Raw genomic sequence first — 17,917 nt, 5'->3', positions numbered from 1 at the left:
GCAGCACGCAGCACGCAGCACGCAGCACAACGATGCCGCACGCGACGTCGCAGACGACGTAAACGAGAAGGGAGGGCCTCCCACCCATGCCCCCGACACAAATGAACACGGCCACCGCACCCCCCGGCTCACTGATCACCCATGACGGGCAGATCCAGTGGGCCGGACTGCTGTTCGGCCCCGGCACCGACTACGAGATCGCCGATACCGGGCTCACCGGCTGGGCCGACCTGCCCGGCCTCGACAGCGGCGACGTCCTCCGCCCCGACCAGCACGGCGCCTGGCCGGGCTCCCAGTGGTCCCAGGCCCGTACCGTCACCGCACCCATCTGGCTGCTGCCCGACCAGCCCGCCCAGGCGGCGGCCGTCGCCGCGCAGTTCCGGGCCGCCACCGCCGTGCACAGCGGCGAACAGTGGCTGGCCGTACGGCTGCACGGCGAGACTCTCGCCTGCCAGGCCCGGGTCAGCCAGCGCTCCATCCCCCAGGACCGGATGTTCCTGACGCAGGGCGCGGCGAAGGCCACCGTGCAGTGGGTCTGCGCCGACCCACGCCGCTTCTCCATCGACGAGCAGACCGTCTCCACGGGGCTGCCGACCCCGGAGAACGGCCTGAACTGGCAGGCCGGCGGACTGAGCTGGCCCCTCGACTGGGGCGCGCCCGGCGCGACCGGCCTGGTCACCGCCGTCAACGCCGGTGACGCCCCGGCCAATCCGGTGATCGAGTTCCGCGGGCCCGTTCGCCGCCCGTCGCTGACCCGGCTGAGCGACGGTCTGCGGATCGAGTACGACATCGCGCTCGCTCCCTCGGACGTCCTGACCGTCGACACCGGTACGGGCACGGTCGTCCTCAACGGCACCACGTCCCGCATCCACACCGCCACCGCGTGGTCGACGCCCGAGCTGCTCTTCCAACTGGCCCCGGGAACCGCGTCCTTCGCGTTCCGCTGCGCGCCCGGCTCCTCCTCCGGCGACGCCGGCACGCCGCAGCCCTCGGTCTCCGTGACCTGGCGCGACGCGCACTGGTAGGCCGCGCCCGACGACGGCATGACGGCGCCGGCCGCCGCGTCCCCACCCACACCCGCACACCACCCTGGAGAACGGTATGAACATCCGCAGCGCTTGGCTGCTCAACGGCACCCCCGACGGCGACGGCGGCCAGTCCCGCATCGACACCCGGCTCGCCCCCCTCGGCGCCATGACCCCCTCCGGCCCGCTGACCTCGCGCGACGGCGTGATCCCGGGCTCCCCCAACGGAGACCAGACGGTCTCCGGCCTCCAGGTCTCCGGCGGCGCCGCCGGCATGAGCGCGACGGTCTCCCCGGGCCGCGCGGTCATCCAGAGCACCGAGGTCGCCGGCGCCTACCCCGTGTACGTACCGGAGTTCACGAGCATCACCTTCGCCGACGGCGACCCCGGCAACCCGCGCGTGGACCTCGTCGTCGTACGCGTCTACGACAACGACCAGGACGCCTCCGACAAGACGGCCGCCGTCATCGAGATCGTCCAGGGCGCCCCGTCGGCCGACCCGGCCGCCCCGCCGACGCCGTCGGGTTCGCTCGCCCTAGCCGAGGTGTCGATCCCGGCGGGTGCGTCGACGGGCGCCGGCGGCATCAACTGGAAGTCCGCCGTCAAGGACCGGCGCCGGGTGACCGTCGCCGTCGGCGGCATCATCCCGCGCGGCTGGGGCCTGGGCTTCAACGGCGCCTACCCCGGCCAGTACCGCGACACCGGGGTGGGTCTGGAGCGCTGGGACGGCTCGGTGTGGAAGCCGTACCCGGACCCGGTCCCGACCTGGCAGGCCTACACGCCGAAGTGGGGCGCGGAGAACGGGCCGCAGCCCAAGACCGGCAACGGCTCGCTGACCGGCCGGTACATCAAGGTCGGCTCCGAGGTCCGCTTCTACGCCTCGCTCCGCATCGGCACCACCAGCGACTGGGGCGGGCCCAACCGCAACGGCAACTGGTACCTGACCCTGCCCGTCCCCCCGACGGTCGCCATCAGCGCGCACTTCCGCGGCCGCATCGGTCCCATCAACAACGGTGCCTACTACTTCGGCGGCTGTCAGGTCTACCGGTCGGGCCCGAACAACCGGATCAGCGGCGTCGCGGACGGGACGGGCGTAGTCCGCGGCTGGTGCTGCAACGACTCGAACGGCCGCCCGTCCGCCGCATGGGCGGACGCCGACCACCCGATCGCACCGACCCCCGACAACTGGTACGAGGTCTGGGGCACCTACGAGGTCAACGCATGAGGCGGATGACGCCGACGGCGGAGGTCACCTACCGAGCCCTCTTCTGCGATCTGCTCACCGACCGGGTCATCGATTCGCTGCCTCTCACCGAGGTCGAGTTCGACGACTTCATCGGCAAGCCGGGGCAGTTGCGCGCCACGGTGCCGCTCCCCGATACGGCCCTCGCGCAGCGGGCCCGTACCGCGCTCCAGCCCGGCCGCACCGCGGTCTGGCTGGAGCGCGGCTCCGACATCTGGTGGGGCGGCATCCTGTGGACGTGCACCCCGGCAGGCGACGAGCGGGGCCGGCTGACCGTACAGATCCAGGCGGGCACCTTCGACTCCTATCTCGACCACCGCATCCTGGCCGAGGACCAGACGTTCTCGGCCGTCGACCAGTTCGAGATCGTCCGTGCCCTAGTCCGGCACGTTCAGTCGCAGCCGGGCGGCGACCTCGGCATCACCTACGGGGACGACCTCTCCGGCGTGGTGTGGAACCGCGGCTACGGCTATACGGACCTGGCGCGGGTGCGTGAGCTGATCGACCAACTGGCCGCCATGCAGGACGGTTTCGAGTGGCGCGTCCAGTGCTTCCGGGACCCCGAGACGGGCGCACGGGTCAAGAAGCTCCAGCTCGGCCATCCGAAGATCGCGACCAGTGACGCGGACATCGTCCTCGACCGGCCCGGCCAGGTTCTCACCTACAGCCTGCCGGCCGACTCGACCGTGCAGGCCAACGTCTGGGTCGCCCGGGGCGAGTCCGCCAACCGCAACCAGGCCTCCGACTCGCTCCCGGAGGTGTCCCGGCCCGCCGTCTCGACCGAGGACCTCGACGCGGGCTGGCCGCGCCTGGAGAACTCCTCGGACCACAGCGGTGTCTCGGATCAGGCGGTCCTGAACAGCGCGGCGCGAGCCGAACTGGCCCGGGCCCGCAGGCCGCAGATCATCCCCGAGGTGACGATCCGCGTGGACGGGCGCATCACCCCCGCCCTCATCGGCGCGCCCGTCCGGCTGCGCATCCGCGACGGCTGGCACATGGACGGCCCGGACCTGCGCTACCGCGTCGTGGGCCTGACCGTCGCCCCGCCCGCGCGCGGCAAGAGCGAGACCGCGAAGCTCTATCTGGAAGAGGCATAGATGGCCGCGATCCCCACCGACCTCCTCGACCGCATCCGCTCGCTGGAGCGGCAGGTACGGGCGCTCATGGGCAGCGCGAACACCCGTCCCGCCATGGACCGGGTCAGCGGCGGCAACGTCGTCATCAGCGACGGCGGGCAGTTGGCCGTCCGCAACCGCGACGAGCAGAAGGGCGCGGAGCTCCTCTACATCGGCCAGGTCTCCCCCGCCCGGCCCGACGGGGAGCAGCAGGGCTTCTTCGTCCGCCGCGACGACGGCTCGAAGGCGCTGTCGGTGCACGCCGAGGCCCCCGACCTCCAGCCGAGCCAGTCGGTGAAGGTCTTCGACCGCAAAGGCAACGCCCTCTTCGCGGACGACACCACGGGGGAAGGGCTCGCCCGGCCGTACATCCCGTACCCGATGCCGACTCCGGAGAACACCGGCCGCTGGGAGTCCACCGGCGCCCCGGAGTGGACGACTCTCTACAGCGGCGAAGCCATCGCCCAGCACCCGAACCTCTACTGCCTGATCGCCGCCACGGCGGGCGGCGAGGTCCGGCTGCTGGTCAACGACGCCCAGGTCGGTCCGGCCGGCCCGGGGCCGCTGGAGTTCACCGCTCCCATCGGGGTCCCGTTCAACAGCCGAGTGACCTTCCAGATCCAGGCTCGCGCGGCAGCCGCCGGCGGCTCCGTCTCCTGCAGGCCGCGTGCGCTGTACGGCGTCCAGTCCTGACCTCGTCCTCAACCCCCTTGGAGTTGCGCACATGTTGCCCGACAACATCCCCACCGTGACCGTCACCGCCCACTACCTCACCCCGGACGGCCTCCCCCTCACCGGGAACGTCACCTTCCAGGCGCCGACGCTGCTGACGCACCCCGACACCGACCTCATCCTCGGCGGCCCGATCGTCGCCCAGCTCGACGCGGAGGGCCGGATCAAGGCCGTCCTGCCCGCCACGGACGCCCCGGGGATGAATCCGGTGAAGTGGCAGTACACCGTCATCGAGCAGCTGTCCGGGCTGTCGGTGAACCGCACGTACAACATCGTGCTGCCGGCCTCCCAGCGGACCGTCGACCTCGCCGACATCGCCCCGGTCAACCCCGAGGCCCCCGAGTACGTCGCCGTCCCGGGCCCGCCCGGACCGGCCGGCGCCCCCGGCCCCGCGGGTCCGGCGGGCGCGCCGGGGCTCGTCCAGTCCGTCAACGGCAGGAGCACCGCGGAGATCACCCTCGCGGCCGCCGACGTGCAGGCGGTCCCGGCCTCCTCGGTCGGCGTGGCGAGCGGTGTCGCGGCCCTCGACGAGACCGGCAAGGTCCCGGCCGCGCAGCTGCCGCCGGGCGCGGTCGCCCCGGTGTCGTCCGTCAACGGCAAGAAGGGCGCGGTCGTCCTGAGCGCCATGGACGTGGGCGCCCTGGACCAGGCGGCCGGCGACCTGCGGTACGTGAAGCCGGCCGACGTCCCGGTCCAGTCGGTGAACGACAGGACCGGCAAGGTCGTCCTCGACGCCACGGCCGTCGGCGCGGTCCCGGAGGGCACGGCCGTACTGCTCTCCGGTCCGCAGACGATCGACAACGCGAAGATCTTCACCTCCCCGCCCTTCTCCACCGCCGCCCCGACCAATCCCCACCACCTCACCCGCAAGGAATACGTCGACGCGGTCTCCACCCCGGGCACCTGGTCCCCCAGCGACCTCGGCTTCAAGGCCTGGACCTTCGACCCCGCCGCCTCCTCGGGCACCCGCTCGCAGTACTGCACCCCGGGGTCCGTCTATCTGATAGGCATCCGCCTCAACACCTCCACGACCATCAACCACGTCGTCTTCTACTGCACGGGCTACACCACTGCGACGCTCAGCGCGGCCACCTACGCGGGCCTGTACGACGCCACGGGCACCCGGGTCGGCATGACCAACTCCCTCAAGGACGTCGTCAAGGGCGGCTCGACCGTGGCCTGCCCGCTGACCAAGGCGTACGAGGCGCAGCCCGGCAGCTACTGGGTGGCACTGCTCATCAACGGCCCCAGCGAATTGGGCAAGGGCCCCGCCTTCGCCCTCGCTGCGGGTGCCGGCGACAACCCTGCCGGCTCGGCCCGTATGGGCGACGCCTTCGTCCGCTACGGCCGTCTCCCCGCGACCGGCCAGGGCTCCCTCCCAGCATCCTTCGCCCCGAAGACCCTCATCATCGACGCCAATGCCACGTGGGCAGCCGTCGCCTGACCCCACCCCGCCCCACCCCATCCCGCCACACACAGGAGCCCTCAATGACCACCCGATCCCTCTTCACCGGCGCCATCAAGACCATCGAGGCGCTCACGCAGACCTTTACGCTCACCAGCCCCTTTGAGCACGGCCCGTTCTCCGTGCGCATCCCCGAAGGCGGTCTGCTCCTCGGCGCAGGCCAGCGCATCACGTTGCTGACCGCAGGGGCGCACCTCGAAGGGAGCCACTGGGTCGAGGGCCAGTTGGCCGCCGACGGCCAGGGCTGGGACGTGACAGTCCCCGGCCTCGTCGTCCGCACCGACGAGCCCGGCGCCGCGTGGCAGGTCGACCTCACCGTCACCGTCACCTACGCCGTCCCCGCCTGACCCCAGCGCCACATCCCACCCCACCCACGCGAACGCCCCGGACCGCCACGCGGTCCGGGGCGTTCGCGTCCCCCTTCCCCTGGAGCGATCCACATGGCAACCCCCCTCTCCGCAGACCAGTTCGTCGCCGCCCTGCGCGCCGAAGGCGTCACCGTCGTCGAGGTCGGCGACTGGCGCAACCACAACCGCAACCACAAGGGCGCCTGGGGCCCGGTCAACGGGGTGATCATCCACCACACCGTCACCAGCGGCACCCAGAGCAGCGTCGACCTCTGCTACGACGGGTACGACGAGCTCCCCGGCCCGCTGTGCCACGGCGTCATCGACAAGGCCGGCACCGTCCACCTCGTCGGCAACGGCCGCGCCAACCACGCCGGCAGCGGCGACAGCAGCGTCCTGAACGCCGTCGTCCGCGAGTCCGGCCTGCCGCGCCCCACCAAGAACGACACCGACGGCAACGTGCGCTTCTACGGCTTCGAGTGCATCAACCTCGGAGACGGCGACGACCCGTGGCCCGCCGCCCAGCTGGAGGCCATCGAGCGGGTCTCCGCCGCCATCTGCCGCGCGCACGGCTGGGGCTCCGGTTCCGTCATCGGGCACAAGGAGTGGACCAACACCAAGATCGACCCGGTCGGCTTCTCCATGGACGGCATGCGCGGAAAGATCGCGGGCCGGCTCGGCTCCGCGCCGGCCAAGCCGCCCAAGCCGTCCTACGAGCCCTTCCCCGGCGCCGGCTTCTTCAAGGACGGGCCCAACTCCCCCGTCGTCACCGCCATGGGCCGCCGCCTCGTCGCGGAGGGCTGCTCCGCGTACGCCGAGGGCCCCGGCTCCCGGTGGAGCGACGCCGACCGGAACTCCTACGCGAAGTGGCAGCGCAAGCTCGGCTTCAGCGGCTCCGACGCCGACGGCTGGCCGGGCCGGAGCTCCTGGGACGCGCTCAAGGTCCCGCGCTCCTGACCGTCCAGCCCCACGCAGAAAGGCCGTCTCTTGTCCGACGCCCTTAAGCGGACTCTCCGCACCGTTCTCCAGACCGCCGTCGGCCTCGCGGTCGTCCTCCCCACGATCGTCGACGCCTCCGGCATCCCCGTGACCCTCCCCTGGATCGCGGGGGCGCTGGCCGCCGCGGGCGGTCTCGCCCGCGTCATGGCGCTGCCGGCCGTGCAGGCCCTGCTCCCCCTCTGGCTCCGCACCGAGGGCACGCCCGCGAACGGCGACGCCGCCCTGCGCGCCCTCGCCGCCGAGGACGACCGGGGCCGCGTATGAACGACACCGACACGGAAGCGTCCGGCACCACCGCCACCGTCGCCCTGGAGCTGGAACGGCTCCGCGGCACGATGGAGGCCGGGTTCGCCCGGGTAGACGGCGCGCTCGCGCTGCTCGTCCAGCGCAGTGACCAGACCGACAAGCAGCTCGCCGACCACGAGACCCGGCTCTACGCCCTGGAGCGGGCCCGCTGGCCGCTGGCCAGCATCGCCGCGCTCACGGCCCTCGTGGGCCTGGTGCTCTCCGCGTGGGGGCTGACCGCCCGGTAGAGCCTGTGCCGTACCCCGGCCCGTACGGCCGGACACGCCGAAGGGCGGCCACCCCGAAACCGGGGTGACCGCCCTTCGAAGCAACCGCTTACTGGTTGTACGGACCGTAGTCGTAGTCCTCCAGCGGCACGGCCTGACCCGAACCCGTCCCGAAGGGCGAGTAGTCGATGTCGTCGTAGCCGACGGCCGAGTACATCGCGGCCTTGGCCTCCTCGGTGGGCTCCACCCGGATGTTGCGGTAGCGGGACAGGCCCGTACCGGCCGGGATGAGCTTACCGATGATGACGTTCTCCTTGAGGCCGATGAGGCTGTCGGACTTGGCGTTGATCGCCGCGTCCGTCAGGACTCGGGTCGTCTCCTGGAAGGAGGCGGCCGACAGCCAGGATTCCGTCGCCAGCGAGGCCTTGGTGATACCCATCAGCTGCGGACGGCCGGAGGCCGGGTGGCCGCCTTCCGTCACGACCCGACGGTTCTCGCCCTCGAAGCGCGTGCGCTCCACGAGCTCGCCCGGCAGCAGCTCCGCGTCGCCGGACTCGATGATCGTCACGCGGCGCAGCATCTGCCGGATGATGATCTCGATGTGCTTGTCGTGGATCGACACGCCCTGCGAGTTGTAGACCTTCTGGACCTCGCCGACCAGGTGCACCTGGACGGCGCGCTGGCCGAGGATGCGCAGCACGTCGTGCGGGTTGGTGGCGCCCACGGTGAGCTTCTGGCCCACCTCGACGTGGTCGCCCTCGCCCACCAGCAGACGGGCGCGCTTCGAGATCGGGAAGGGCGTCTCGTCGCTGCCGTCGTCCGGGGTGACGACGAGCTTCTTGGTCTTCTCGGTCTCCTCGATCCGGACGCGGCCGGCCGCCTCCGAGATCGGGGCGACGCCCTTGGGCGTACGGGCCTCGAAGAGCTCGACGACACGCGGCAGACCCTGGGTGATGTCGTCACCGGCCACACCACCGGTGTGGAAGGTACGCATCGTCAGCTGGGTGCCGGGCTCACCGATCGACTGGGCGGCGATGATGCCGACCGCCTCGCCGATGTCCACCAGCTTGCCGGTCGCCAGCGAGCGGCCGTAGCAGAAGGCACAGGTGCCGACCGCGGACTCGCAGGTGAGGACCGAGCGGGTCTTGACCGTCTGGACGCCGTGCGCGACGAGCTGCTCGATGAGCACATCGCCGAGGTCGACGTTGGCGGGCGCGATGACCTTGCCGTCGACGACGACGTCCTCGGCGAGCATGCGCGCGTACACGCTGGTCTCGACGTCCTCCGTCTTGCGGAGCACGCCGTCGGCGCCCTTGGTCGCGATGTCCAGCTTGAGGCCGCGCTCGGTGCCGCAGTCCTCCTCGCGGATGATCACGTCCTGCGAGACGTCCACCAGACGACGGGTCAGGTAACCCGAGTCGGCGGTACGCAGGGCGGTGTCCGCGAGACCCTTACGGGCGCCGTGCGTGGAGATGAAGTACTCCAGCACGGTGAGGCCCTCACGGAACGACGCCTTGATGGGTCGCGGGATGGTCTCGTTCTTCGCGTTGGACACCAGACCACGCATACCGGCGATCTGACGCATCTGCATCATGTTTCCTCGGGCGCCCGAGTCGACCATCATGAAGATGGGGTTCGTCTTGGGGAAGTTCGCGTTCATCGCCTCGGCGACCTCGTTGGTCGCCTTGGTCCAGATCGCGATGAGCTCCTGCGTGCGCTCGTCCTTGGTGATCAGACCGCGCTCGTACTGCTTCTGGACCTTCTCGTCCTGGGCCTCGTAGCCCTTGACGATGGCCTTCTTGGCCTCCGGGACGACGATGTCCGAGACGGCGACGGTGACGCCGGACCGGGTCGCCCAGTGGAAGCCGGCCGCCTTCAGGTTGTCGAGCGTCGCCGCCACGATGACCTTGGGGTAGCGCTCGGCCAGGTCGTTGACGATCTCGGAGAGCTGCTTCTTGCCCACCGAGTAGTCGACGAACGGGTAGTCCTCGGGCAGCAGCTCGTTGAAGAGCGCGCGGCCCAGGGTCGTACGCAGCCGGAAGCTGTCGCCCTGCTGCCACTCGCCGCCGTGCTCGTCGCCCTCCTCCGAAACCGGCGGGGTCCAGCCACGCGGCGGGACGGTGCCGATCGGGAAGCGGATGTCGACCTTCGCCTGGAGCGAGAGCTCCCGGGCGTCGAACGCCATCGTGGCCTCGGCGGTCGAGCCGAACGCGCGGCCCTCGCCGATGACCTTGCGCTCCTTCTCATCGGTCGTGAGGAAGAAGAGCCCCAGCACCATGTCCTGGGTCGGCATGGTGACCGGACGGCCATCGGCCGGCTTGAGGATGTTGTTCGAGGACAGCATCAGGATGCGGGCCTCGGCCTGCGCCTCCGCGGAGAGCGGCAGGTGCACGGCCATCTGGTCACCGTCGAAGTCCGCGTTGAACGCGGTGCACACGAGCGGGTGGATCTGGATGGCCTTGCCCTCGACCAGCTGCGGCTCGAAGGCCTGGATGCCCAGGCGGTGCAGGGTCGGCGCACGGTTCAGCAGCACCGGGTGCTCGGCGATGACCTCTTCGAGCACGTCGTACACGACGGTGCGGCCGCGCTCGACCATGCGCTTCGCCGACTTGATGTTCTGCGCGTGGTTCAGGTCCACCAGGCGCTTCATCACGAACGGCTTGAAGAGCTCCAGCGCCATGGCCTTCGGCAGACCGCACTGGTGCAGCTTGAGCTGCGGGCCGACGACGATGACGGAACGCGCCGAGTAGTCGACTCGCTTGCCGAGCAGGTTCTGGCGGAAGCGGCCCTGCTTGCCCTTGAGCATGTCGCTCAGGGACTTCAGCGGGCGGTTGCCGGGACCGGTGACCGGGCGACCGCGACGACCGTTGTCGAAGAGGGCGTCCACGGCCTCCTGGAGCATGCGCTTCTCGTTGTTCACGATGATCTCGGGCGCACCGAGGTCGAGAAGCCGCTTCAGGCGGTTGTTGCGGTTGATCACACGGCGGTACAGGTCGTTCAGGTCGGAGGTCGCGAAGCGGCCACCGTCCAGCTGCACCATCGGACGCAGGTCCGGCGGGATCACCGGGATGCAGTCCAGCACCATGCCCTTGGGGCTGTTGCTGGTCTGCAGGAAGGCGGAGACGACCTTGAGGCGCTTGAGCGCACGGGTCTTCTTCTGGCCCTTGCCGGTCCGGATGATCTCGCGGAGGCGCTCGGCCTCCTCGTCGAGGTCGAAGGTCTCCAGCCGCTTCTGCAGCGCGGCGGCGCCCATCGAGCCGTCGAAGTACGTGCCGAAGCGGTCGCGCAGCTCGCGGTAGAGCAGCTCGTCGCCCTCAAGGTCCTGGACCTTGAGACCCTTGAAGCGGCTCCACACCTCGTCGAGGCGGTCGATCTCGCGCTGCGCGCGGTCGCGCAGCTGCTTCATCTCGCGCTCGGCGCCCTCGCGCACCTTGCGGCGCACATCGGCCTTGGCGCCCTCGGCCTCCAGCTCGGCCAGGTCTGACTCAAGCTTCTTGGCGCGGGCCTCCAGGTCGGCGTCGCGGCGCTGCTCGATCTGCTGGCGCTCGACGGAGACGTGCGCCTCCAGCGAGGGCAGGTCGCGCGTACGGCGCTCCTCGTCCACCCACGTGATCATGTAGGCGGCGAAGTAGATGACCTTCTCAAGGTCCTTCGGGGCGAGGTCGAGCAGGTAGCCCAGCCGCGACGGAACGCCCTTGAAGTACCAGATGTGGGTGACGGGAGCGGCCAGCTCGATGTGGCCCATCCGCTCACGGCGCACCTTGGCACGAGTGACCTCGACGCCGCAGCGCTCGCAGATGATGCCCTTGAAGCGGACACGCTTGTACTTGCCGCAGTAGCACTCCCAGTCCCGCGTCGGACCGAAGATCTTCTCGCAGAAGAGTCCGTCCTTCTCGGGCTTGAGGGTGCGGTAGTTGATGGTCTCCGGCTTCTTGACCTCGCCGTGGGACCAGGTCCGAATGTCGTCCGCGGTGGCCAGGCCGATCCGCAGCTCGTCGAAGAAGTTGACGTCGAGCACTGGTCGTCAATCCCTCTTTCAGGGTCGTGTCTTCATCGTGGTCTGGGGGTCCTGGGACGGCCGGGGCTCCTGGAGTGGAGCCCCGGCCAGACCCGTCAGACCTCTTCGACGCTGCTCGGCTCGCGCCGGGACAGGTCGATGCCGAGCTCCTCCGCCGCGCGGAAGACGTCCTCGTCGGTGTCGCGCATCTCGATGGACATGCCGTCCGAGGACAGCACCTCCACGTTGAGGCAGAGGGACTGCATCTCCTTGATGAGCACCTTGAAGGACTCGGGGATGCCGGGCTCAGGGATGTTCTCGCCCTTGACGATGGCCTCGTAGACCTTCACGCGGCCGGTCACGTCGTCGGACTTGATGGTCAGCAGCTCCTGGAGGGCGTACGCGGCGCCGTATGCCTCCAGCGCCCACACCTCCATCTCACCGAAGCGCTGGCCGCCGAACTGGGCCTTACCACCCAGCGGCTGCTGGGTGATCATCGAGTACGGGCCGGTCGACCGGGCGTGCAGCTTGTCGTCGACCAGGTGGTGCAGCTTGAGGATGTACATGTACCCGACCGAGATCGGGTCCGGGAACGGCTCGCCGGAGCGGCCGTCGAACATCCGGGCCTTGCCGGACGGGAGCACCATGCGCTCGCCGTCGCGGTTGGGGATCGTGGACTCGAAGAGACCGGCGATCTCGTCCTCGCGGGCGCCGTCGAAGACCGGGGTCGCGACGTTGGTGCCCGGGGCGACCTCGTCGGCGCCGATCGCTTGGAGGCGCTGCATCCACTCCTCGCTGCCCTCGACCTTCCAGCCCCGGCTGGCGAGCCAGCCCAGGTGGATTTCGAGGACCTGTCCCGGGTTCATTCGGGACGGCACGCCGAGGGGGTTGAGGATGATGTCGACCGGGGTGCCGTCCTCCAGGAACGGCATGTCCTCGACCGGCAGGATCTTCGAGATGACGCCCTTGTTGCCGTGGCGGCCGGCGAGCTTGTCACCGTCGGTGATCTTGCGCTTCTGCGCGACGTAGACGCGGACCAGCTGGTTCACGCCGGGCGGCAGCTCGTCGCCCTCCTCGCGGTCGAAGACGCGGACGCCGATGACCTTGCCGATCTCGCCGTGCGGCACCTTCAGCGAGGTGTCGCGCACCTCGCGCGCCTTCTCGCCGAAGATCGCGCGGAGCAGGCGCTCCTCCGGGGTCAGCTCCGTCTCGCCCTTGGGCGTGACCTTGCCGACCAGGATGTCGCCGGCCACGACCTCGGCGCCGATGCGGATGATGCCGCGCTCGTCGAGGTCCGCGAGGACCTCCTCGGAGACGTTCGGGATGTCCCGGGTGATCTCCTCCGGGCCGAGCTTGGTGTCGCGGGCGTCGACCTCGTGCTCCTCGATGTGGATCGAGGAGAGGACGTCGTCCTGCACGAGGCGCTGCGACAGGATGATCGCGTCCTCGTAGTTGTGGCCCTCCCACGGCATGAACGCCACGAGGAGGTTCTTGCCGAGGGCCATCTCGCCCTCGTCCGTGGACGGGCCGTCGGCGAGCACCTGACCGGTGATCACGCGGGCGCCCTCGTCCACGACGACCTTCTGGTTGAAGGACGTGCCCTGGTTCGAGCGGGAGAACTTCGCGACCCGGTACGTGTTGTACGTGCCGTCGTCGTTGGCGACGGTGACGTAGTCCGCGGAGACCTCCTGGACCACACCGTCCTTCTCGGCCTTGATGACGTCGCCGGCGTCGACCGCGCAGCGGTACTCCATGCCGGTGCCGACCAGCGGGGCCTCCGCCTTGATGAGCGGCACGGCCTGGCGCATCATGTTCGATCCCATGAGCGCGCGGTTGGCGTCGTCGTGCTCCAGGAACGGGATCATGGCGGTCGCGACCGACACCATCTGGCGCGGCGAGACGTCCATGTAGTCGATGTCGTTGCCGGGGACGTAGTCGATCTCGCCGCCGCGGCGGCGGACGAGGACGCGGTCCTCGGCGTAGGTGTTCTCGTCCGTCAGCGGGGCGTTCGCCTGCGCGATGACGAAGCGGTCCTCCTCGTCGGCGGTGAGGAAGTCCACCTGGTCGGTGACGATGCCGTCGGTGACCTTGCGGTACGGGGTCTCGACGAAGCCGAACGCGTTGACCCGGCCGTACGAGGCGAGGGAGCCGATCAGACCGATGTTCGGGCCTTCGGGCGTCTCGATCGGGCACATGCGGCCGTAGTGCGAGGGGTGCACGTCACGGACCTCGAAGCCCGCCCGCTCACGGCTCAGACCACCGGGGCCCAGCGCCGACAGGCGGCGCTTGTGGGTCAGGCCCGACAGCGGGTTGGTCTGGTCCATGAACTGGGACAGCTGGCTGGTGCCGAAGAACTCCTTGATGGAGGCGACGACCGGCCGGATGTTGATCAGGGTCTGCGGCGTGATCGCCTCGACGTCCTGCGTGGTCATCCGCTCGCGGACGACGCGCTCCATACGGGCCAGGCCCGTGCGGACCTGGTTCTGGATGAGCTCGCCGACGTTGCGCAGGCGGCGGTTGCCGAAGTGGTCGATGTCGTCGGTCTCGACGACGATCGAGGTGCCGTTCTCGCCGATCGTCTCGACCTCGCCGGCGTGCAGCTTGACCAGGTACTTGATGGTCGCGATGACGTCGTCCGTGGTGAGCACGCCGGCGTCCAGCGGCTGGTCCGCGCCGAGCTTCTTGTTCACCTTGTAGCGGCCGACCTTCGCGAGGTCGTAGCGCTTCGGGTTGAAGTAGAGGTTCTCCAGCAGCGTCTGCGCGGCCTCGCGCGTCGGCGGCTCGCCCGGACGCAGCTTGCGGTAGATGTCGAGCAGCGCGTCGTCCTGGCCCTGGGTGTGGTCCTTCTCCAGGGTGGCGCGCATGGACTCGTACTCGCCGAACTCCTCCAGGATCTGCTCGGTCGTCCAGCCGAGAGCCTTCAGGAGAACGGTGACGGACTGCTTGCGCTTACGGTCGATGCGGACACCGACCATGTCGCGCTTGTCGATCTCCAGCTCCAGCCAGGCTCCGCGGGACGGAATGACCTTGGCCGAGAAGATGTCCTTGTCGGACGTCTTGTCGATGGAGGAGTCGAAGTAGACGCCCGGCGAGCGGACCAGCTGCGACACGACGACACGCTCGGTGCCGTTGATGCAGAAGGTGCCCTTGTTGGTCATGAGCGGGAAGTCGCCCATGAAGACCGTCTGGGACTTGATCTCGCCGGTCTCGTTGTTGGTGAACTCGGCGGTGACGAAGAGCGGGGCCGCGTACGTGAAGTCGCGGTCCTTGCACTCGTCGATGGAGTTCTTGGGAGGCTCGAAGCGGTGATCGCGGAAGGTCAGTGACATCGACCCGGAGAAGTCCTCGATCGGGGAGATCTCCTCGAAGATCTCCTCCAGACCGGACTTCGTGGGGACGTCCTGACCACTGTCCAGCGCAGCCTCGACACGACCCTTCCATGCGGCATTGCCGAGCAGCCAATCGAAGCTCTCGGTCTGCAGCGCGAGGAGGTTCGGAACCTCAAGGGGCTCTTTGATCTTCGCAAATGAGATGCGCAGCGGTGCGGTGCTGGCGCCGTTGTTCGTATTGGCAGTCGAGGCGTTGCGCGAGGCGGCCAAGAGGGGGTCCTTCCGAGGGCTCGGACTCACTACGCGCGTACCGGTCCCACTTTGTGCACACTGAATGAATTCCCAGGTCAGGGATGATCAGTTCAGTAGTGCTCGACAGTGGGTATGCCCCTGGTGACGGGCAGGGAGCAGCTAACAGGCAGCGCAAAGGGTCAGTGTAGCCACTAGCCACACTGATGTCCAGCCCGGGTTTCCGGAGACCGGCAGCGCCACCCTCTCCCTCCGGGAGGGGTCTCCCCCTCGTTGTTCTGCTGTGCGTTCTTCAACGCCTGCCGCAAGACTTCCCGCTTCGCCCTCGTTCCATGCCTCGGACCTAGGACCGATGTGGCGACGCGTCCTGAGAATTGCGCGCTGTGTGCCGTTCGTCAAGGCCCCCCGCCCCGTCGCGATCGTCACGGGGCGCACTGCGGGACAACGAAGATCACCATACTCGCCCTGGCCGCGCAGGCAACGCAGCCAGGGCGGGAACGCCCAAAGGCGACCACCCACATGGGTGATCGCCCTTGAGATTCAGACAGGAGTCAGCAGACTCCGCGGGTCACTTGACCTCGACGGAGGCGCCGGCGGCCTTGAGGGACTCGGCAGCCTTCTCGGCGGCCTCCTTCGCGACCTTCTCCAGGACCGGCTTCGGGGTGCCGTCGACGAGGTCCTTGGCCTCCTTCAGACCCAGCGAGGTCAGCTCACGCACGACCTTGATGACCTGGATCTTCTTCTCGCCGGCACCGGTGAGGATGACGTCGAACTCGTCCTGCTCCTCGACGGCCTCGGCGGCACCGCCGGCGGCACCGCCGACGGCGACAGCGGCGACCGGGGCGGCGGCCTCGACGTCGAACTTCTCCTCGAAGAGCTTCACAAAGCCGGAGAGCTCAAGAAGGGTCATGTCTTCGAACTGCGCCAGCAGCTCTTCCTGGGTGAGCTTCGCCATGATGGCGTCCTTCCACTAATCGGCGGGTGCCGGATGTACATTTCGGCGGGCGTACGGGCCCGCTGCGACCGTGACGGGCGCGAGTGGTGCGAGCGCGGGGCTCGACTACTCGGCGGCCTCGGCCTCGACGGGAGCCGGCGTACCGGCACCGCCCTGCTCGACCTTGCTGCGAAGGGCGTCCGTGGTGCGGACGAACTTCGTGAGCGGGGCCTGGAAGGTCGCCGCGGCCTTGGCCATGGACGCCTTCATGCCACCGGCCAGCTTGGCGAGCAGCACCTCGCGGGACTCAAGGTCCGCGAGCTTCTTGAACTCATCGGCGGACAGCGCCTTACCGTCAAGGACACCGCCCTTGATGATGAGGTTGGGGTTCTCCTTGGCGAAGTCACGGAGACCCTTCGCCGACGTCACCGGGTCACCGGAGACGAAGGCGACCGCCGTCGGACCGTTGAACAGGTCGTCGAGCGAAGTGATCCCGGCCTCGTTGGCCGCGATCTTGGTCAGCGTGTTCTTCACCACGGCGTACTGGGCGTTCTCACCGAGCGAACGGCGCAGCTCCTTGAGCTGTGCCACGGTGAGACCGCGGTACTCGGTCAGCACGGCGGCGTTGGAGCTGCGGAACTGGTCCGTCAGCTCGGCAACCGCGGCAGCCTTGTCGGGCCTCGCCATGAGCCTCGGCCTCCTTCCGGGTGATTCGGACCGCATAGACGCGAGAAGGGACCTGGGCAAAACGAAACGCCCCGGCGCGGGCGCACGGGGCGTGACTCGACCGCACGGACCTCACGGTCCCAGCGGGAGTTCGACCTGAACACCTGCGCAGGTCGCCCGCAGCTAGCGGAATCCTTCGGCCACCACGCCCCCTACGGAGGCACAGCGACGACCAGCGGTCTTTGGCTTCTTCGCAAAGGTACGCGAACGGACGGCCCGCAGGCAAATCGGCCAACCCCCGGCCCGTCTGCTTGCAGCCCGCCCGCCACACGCCACCCGTGTCTACCGCTTCGGCATGAGCTCCGCGTAGTCGACCGTGTCCGAGGCGGCCGGGGGCGTCACGGAGACCTTGGTGCCGTAGTCCGAGTAGAAGACCGTCGAGTCCGTGGAGAACTTCTTCCCCTGGGCCCGCTCCTGCTTCTTCACCAAGAGGTGGTCGCTGTCGACCCACAGGTCGACCGTCTCGGTGTCCATGCCGCTCTGCTGAAGCTGCTTCTGCAACGCGTCCAGGTCCTTCTTGGAGAGGGACTTGGACTGCATGCCCGCGATACCGGAGACGCTGACCTTTCCGGTGTAGTGGGTCGTCTGCTTGCCGCGGACGTCCTCCTTGCCGACCTCCTTGACCTTGCCGGAGGCGATGAGGAGGCCCACCGAACGGGTCGGGTCGTTGTTCTTCAACTGGTCCTTGAGGAAGGTCCCGGAGGCGCCCGCCTGCGCGGCCATCGCGTCATAGCTGTACTTCACCCAGCTCTTGCCCTGCGCCTTGGGGCCGAGCGAGCCGCCCAGGTTCATGTACATCGCGTCGGGCAGGTACCGGGCCCGCATCGGCTTGCCGGCCGTCGGCGCGGCGTCCGCCAGGCCGCCCTTCTGCGTCATGGTCATGTTGGCCCGTATGCCATCGGACCAGTCCATGTCGCCCTTCATGGAGGCGTGCAACTCGCCCATCACCGTCGTGCCGTCGACCTTGGCCGAGTGCTGCTCGCCCGCCTTCTTCGACACGCTCTGGAGCGCCGCGAGCGCGCCCTGGGCCGACGCGGCGTTCCCGCCGCCGGATGCCTTGCCGCTTCCCTTGGCGTCGTCCTTGTCCCCGTCGCCGCCCCCGCAGGCCGTAAGCCCCGCCATCAGCACGACACCGGCCGCGGCCGTCGCCACTCGCGTGATCCTCATCGTTCCCCCCTTTTCGACGATTTCTCAGAACGGGCACCGACTCTAGTGGAGGGCGCCGACAACGCCACGAGCCGGGT

General features: G+C 69.3%; 14 protein-coding genes. 9 read left to right on the top strand and 5 right to left on the bottom strand.

All coding sequences use genetic code 11. From position 1 onward, the window contains the following. Positions 1-86: 86 nt before the first annotated feature. The 9 genes from AB0I22_RS34160 (at position 87) to AB0I22_RS34120 (ending at position 7,459) form a co-directional block, all read left to right on the top strand. Positions 87-1,025: a phage tail protein gene (locus AB0I22_RS34160; protein WP_363134889.1), complete on the top strand. Its 939-nt coding sequence runs from the start codon at positions 87-89 to the stop codon at positions 1,023-1,025. 76 nt (positions 1,026-1,101) lie between these two features. Further along, on the top strand, positions 1,102-2,250 hold the full coding sequence (locus AB0I22_RS34155; protein WP_363134888.1) for a hypothetical protein: 1,149 nt from the start codon (positions 1,102-1,104) through the stop codon (positions 2,248-2,250). After that, positions 2,247-3,365: a hypothetical protein gene (locus AB0I22_RS34150; RefSeq protein WP_363134887.1), complete on the top strand. Its 1,119-nt coding sequence runs from the start codon at positions 2,247-2,249 to the stop codon at positions 3,363-3,365. The genes AB0I22_RS34155 and AB0I22_RS34150 overlap by 4 nt, the downstream gene beginning before the upstream one ends. Next, complete coding sequence (locus AB0I22_RS34145; protein ID WP_363134886.1) at positions 3,366-4,076, top strand: hypothetical protein; 711 nt, start codon at positions 3,366-3,368, stop codon at positions 4,074-4,076. Between the two features lie 31 nt (positions 4,077-4,107). Beyond that, a complete protein-coding gene (locus AB0I22_RS34140; RefSeq protein WP_363134885.1) occupies positions 4,108-5,559 on the top strand; it encodes a phage tail protein in 1,452 nt (483 codons plus the stop codon). A gap of 44 nt (positions 5,560-5,603) precedes the next feature. Beyond that, positions 5,604-5,927, top strand: coding sequence for a hypothetical protein (locus AB0I22_RS34135; RefSeq protein WP_363134884.1), 324 nt, complete (start codon positions 5,604-5,606; stop codon positions 5,925-5,927). A gap of 93 nt (positions 5,928-6,020) precedes the next feature. Then, positions 6,021-6,884: a peptidoglycan-binding protein gene (locus AB0I22_RS34130; protein WP_363134883.1), complete on the top strand. Its 864-nt coding sequence runs from the start codon at positions 6,021-6,023 to the stop codon at positions 6,882-6,884. 30 nt (positions 6,885-6,914) lie between these two features. Next, positions 6,915-7,190 carry a hypothetical protein gene (locus tag AB0I22_RS34125; RefSeq protein ID WP_363134882.1) on the top strand — a complete coding sequence of 92 codons (276 nt, stop codon included), beginning with the start codon at positions 6,915-6,917 and terminating at the stop codon, positions 7,188-7,190. After that, a complete protein-coding gene (locus AB0I22_RS34120) occupies positions 7,187-7,459 on the top strand; it encodes a hypothetical protein (protein WP_363134881.1) in 273 nt (90 codons plus the stop codon). Before AB0I22_RS34125 ends, AB0I22_RS34120 begins: the two co-directional genes overlap by 4 nt. An 88-nt stretch (positions 7,460-7,547) precedes the next feature. Here the strand turns inward: AB0I22_RS34120 and AB0I22_RS34115 are convergent, their stop codons facing one another. From AB0I22_RS34115 to AB0I22_RS34095, 5 genes are all read right to left on the bottom strand, one after another. After that, on the bottom strand, positions 7,548-11,456 hold the full coding sequence (locus tag AB0I22_RS34115) for a DNA-directed RNA polymerase subunit beta' (RefSeq protein ID WP_363134880.1): 3,909 nt from the start codon (positions 11,454-11,456) through the stop codon (positions 7,548-7,550). A gap of 95 nt (positions 11,457-11,551) precedes the next feature. Further along, positions 11,552-15,034 carry a DNA-directed RNA polymerase subunit beta gene (rpoB, locus tag AB0I22_RS34110; RefSeq protein WP_363134879.1) on the bottom strand — a complete coding sequence of 1,161 codons (3,483 nt, stop codon included), beginning with the start codon at positions 15,032-15,034 and terminating at the stop codon, positions 11,552-11,554. Positions 15,035-15,581: 547 nt separating this feature from the next. Beyond that, the gene (gene rplL / locus AB0I22_RS34105; protein WP_363134878.1) at positions 15,582-15,968 is read right to left on the bottom strand and encodes a 50S ribosomal protein L7/L12; all 387 of its coding nucleotides are present in this window, start codon (positions 15,966-15,968) and stop codon (positions 15,582-15,584) included. Positions 15,969-16,073: 105 nt separating this feature from the next. After that, the gene (rplJ, locus tag AB0I22_RS34100) at positions 16,074-16,634 is read right to left on the bottom strand and encodes a 50S ribosomal protein L10 (RefSeq protein ID WP_363134877.1); all 561 of its coding nucleotides are present in this window, start codon (positions 16,632-16,634) and stop codon (positions 16,074-16,076) included. Between the two features lie 321 nt (positions 16,635-16,955). Continuing rightward, positions 16,956-17,840, bottom strand: coding sequence for a hypothetical protein (locus AB0I22_RS34095; RefSeq protein WP_363134876.1), 885 nt, complete (start codon positions 17,838-17,840; stop codon positions 16,956-16,958). Positions 17,841-17,917 lie beyond the last annotated feature (77 nt).

The sequence above is a fragment of the Streptomyces sp. NPDC050610 genome, from assembly GCF_040654875.1.
Lineage (GTDB): Bacteria > Actinomycetota > Actinomycetes > Streptomycetales > Streptomycetaceae > Streptomyces.
Note: the sequence above shows the minus strand (reverse complement) of the source record. Positions and strands in the feature narration are given on the sequence as shown.

Excerpts from the sequence above, each read along its gene's own strand:
- AB0I22_RS34160 (WP_363134889.1), top strand. The coding sequence starts at position 87 with ATGCCCCCGACACAAATGAACACGGCCACCGCACCCCCCGGCTCACTG.
- AB0I22_RS34155 (WP_363134888.1), top strand. The coding sequence starts at position 1,102 with ATGAACATCCGCAGCGCTTGGCTGCTCAACGGCACCCCCGACGGCGAC.
- AB0I22_RS34150 (WP_363134887.1), top strand. The coding sequence starts at position 2,247 with ATGAGGCGGATGACGCCGACGGCGGAGGTCACCTACCGAGCCCTCTTC.
- AB0I22_RS34145 (WP_363134886.1), top strand. The coding sequence starts at position 3,366 with ATGGCCGCGATCCCCACCGACCTCCTCGACCGCATCCGCTCGCTGGAG.
- AB0I22_RS34140 (WP_363134885.1), top strand. The coding sequence starts at position 4,108 with ATGTTGCCCGACAACATCCCCACCGTGACCGTCACCGCCCACTACCTC.
- AB0I22_RS34135 (WP_363134884.1), top strand. The coding sequence starts at position 5,604 with ATGACCACCCGATCCCTCTTCACCGGCGCCATCAAGACCATCGAGGCG.
- AB0I22_RS34130 (WP_363134883.1), top strand. The coding sequence starts at position 6,021 with ATGGCAACCCCCCTCTCCGCAGACCAGTTCGTCGCCGCCCTGCGCGCC.
- AB0I22_RS34120 (WP_363134881.1), top strand. The coding sequence starts at position 7,187 with ATGAACGACACCGACACGGAAGCGTCCGGCACCACCGCCACCGTCGCC.
- rplL (WP_363134878.1), bottom strand. The coding sequence starts at position 15,968 with ATGGCGAAGCTCACCCAGGAAGAGCTGCTGGCGCAGTTCGAAGACATG.
- rplJ (WP_363134877.1), bottom strand. The coding sequence starts at position 16,634 with ATGGCGAGGCCCGACAAGGCTGCCGCGGTTGCCGAGCTGACGGACCAG.
- AB0I22_RS34095 (WP_363134876.1), bottom strand. The coding sequence starts at position 17,840 with ATGAGGATCACGCGAGTGGCGACGGCCGCGGCCGGTGTCGTGCTGATG.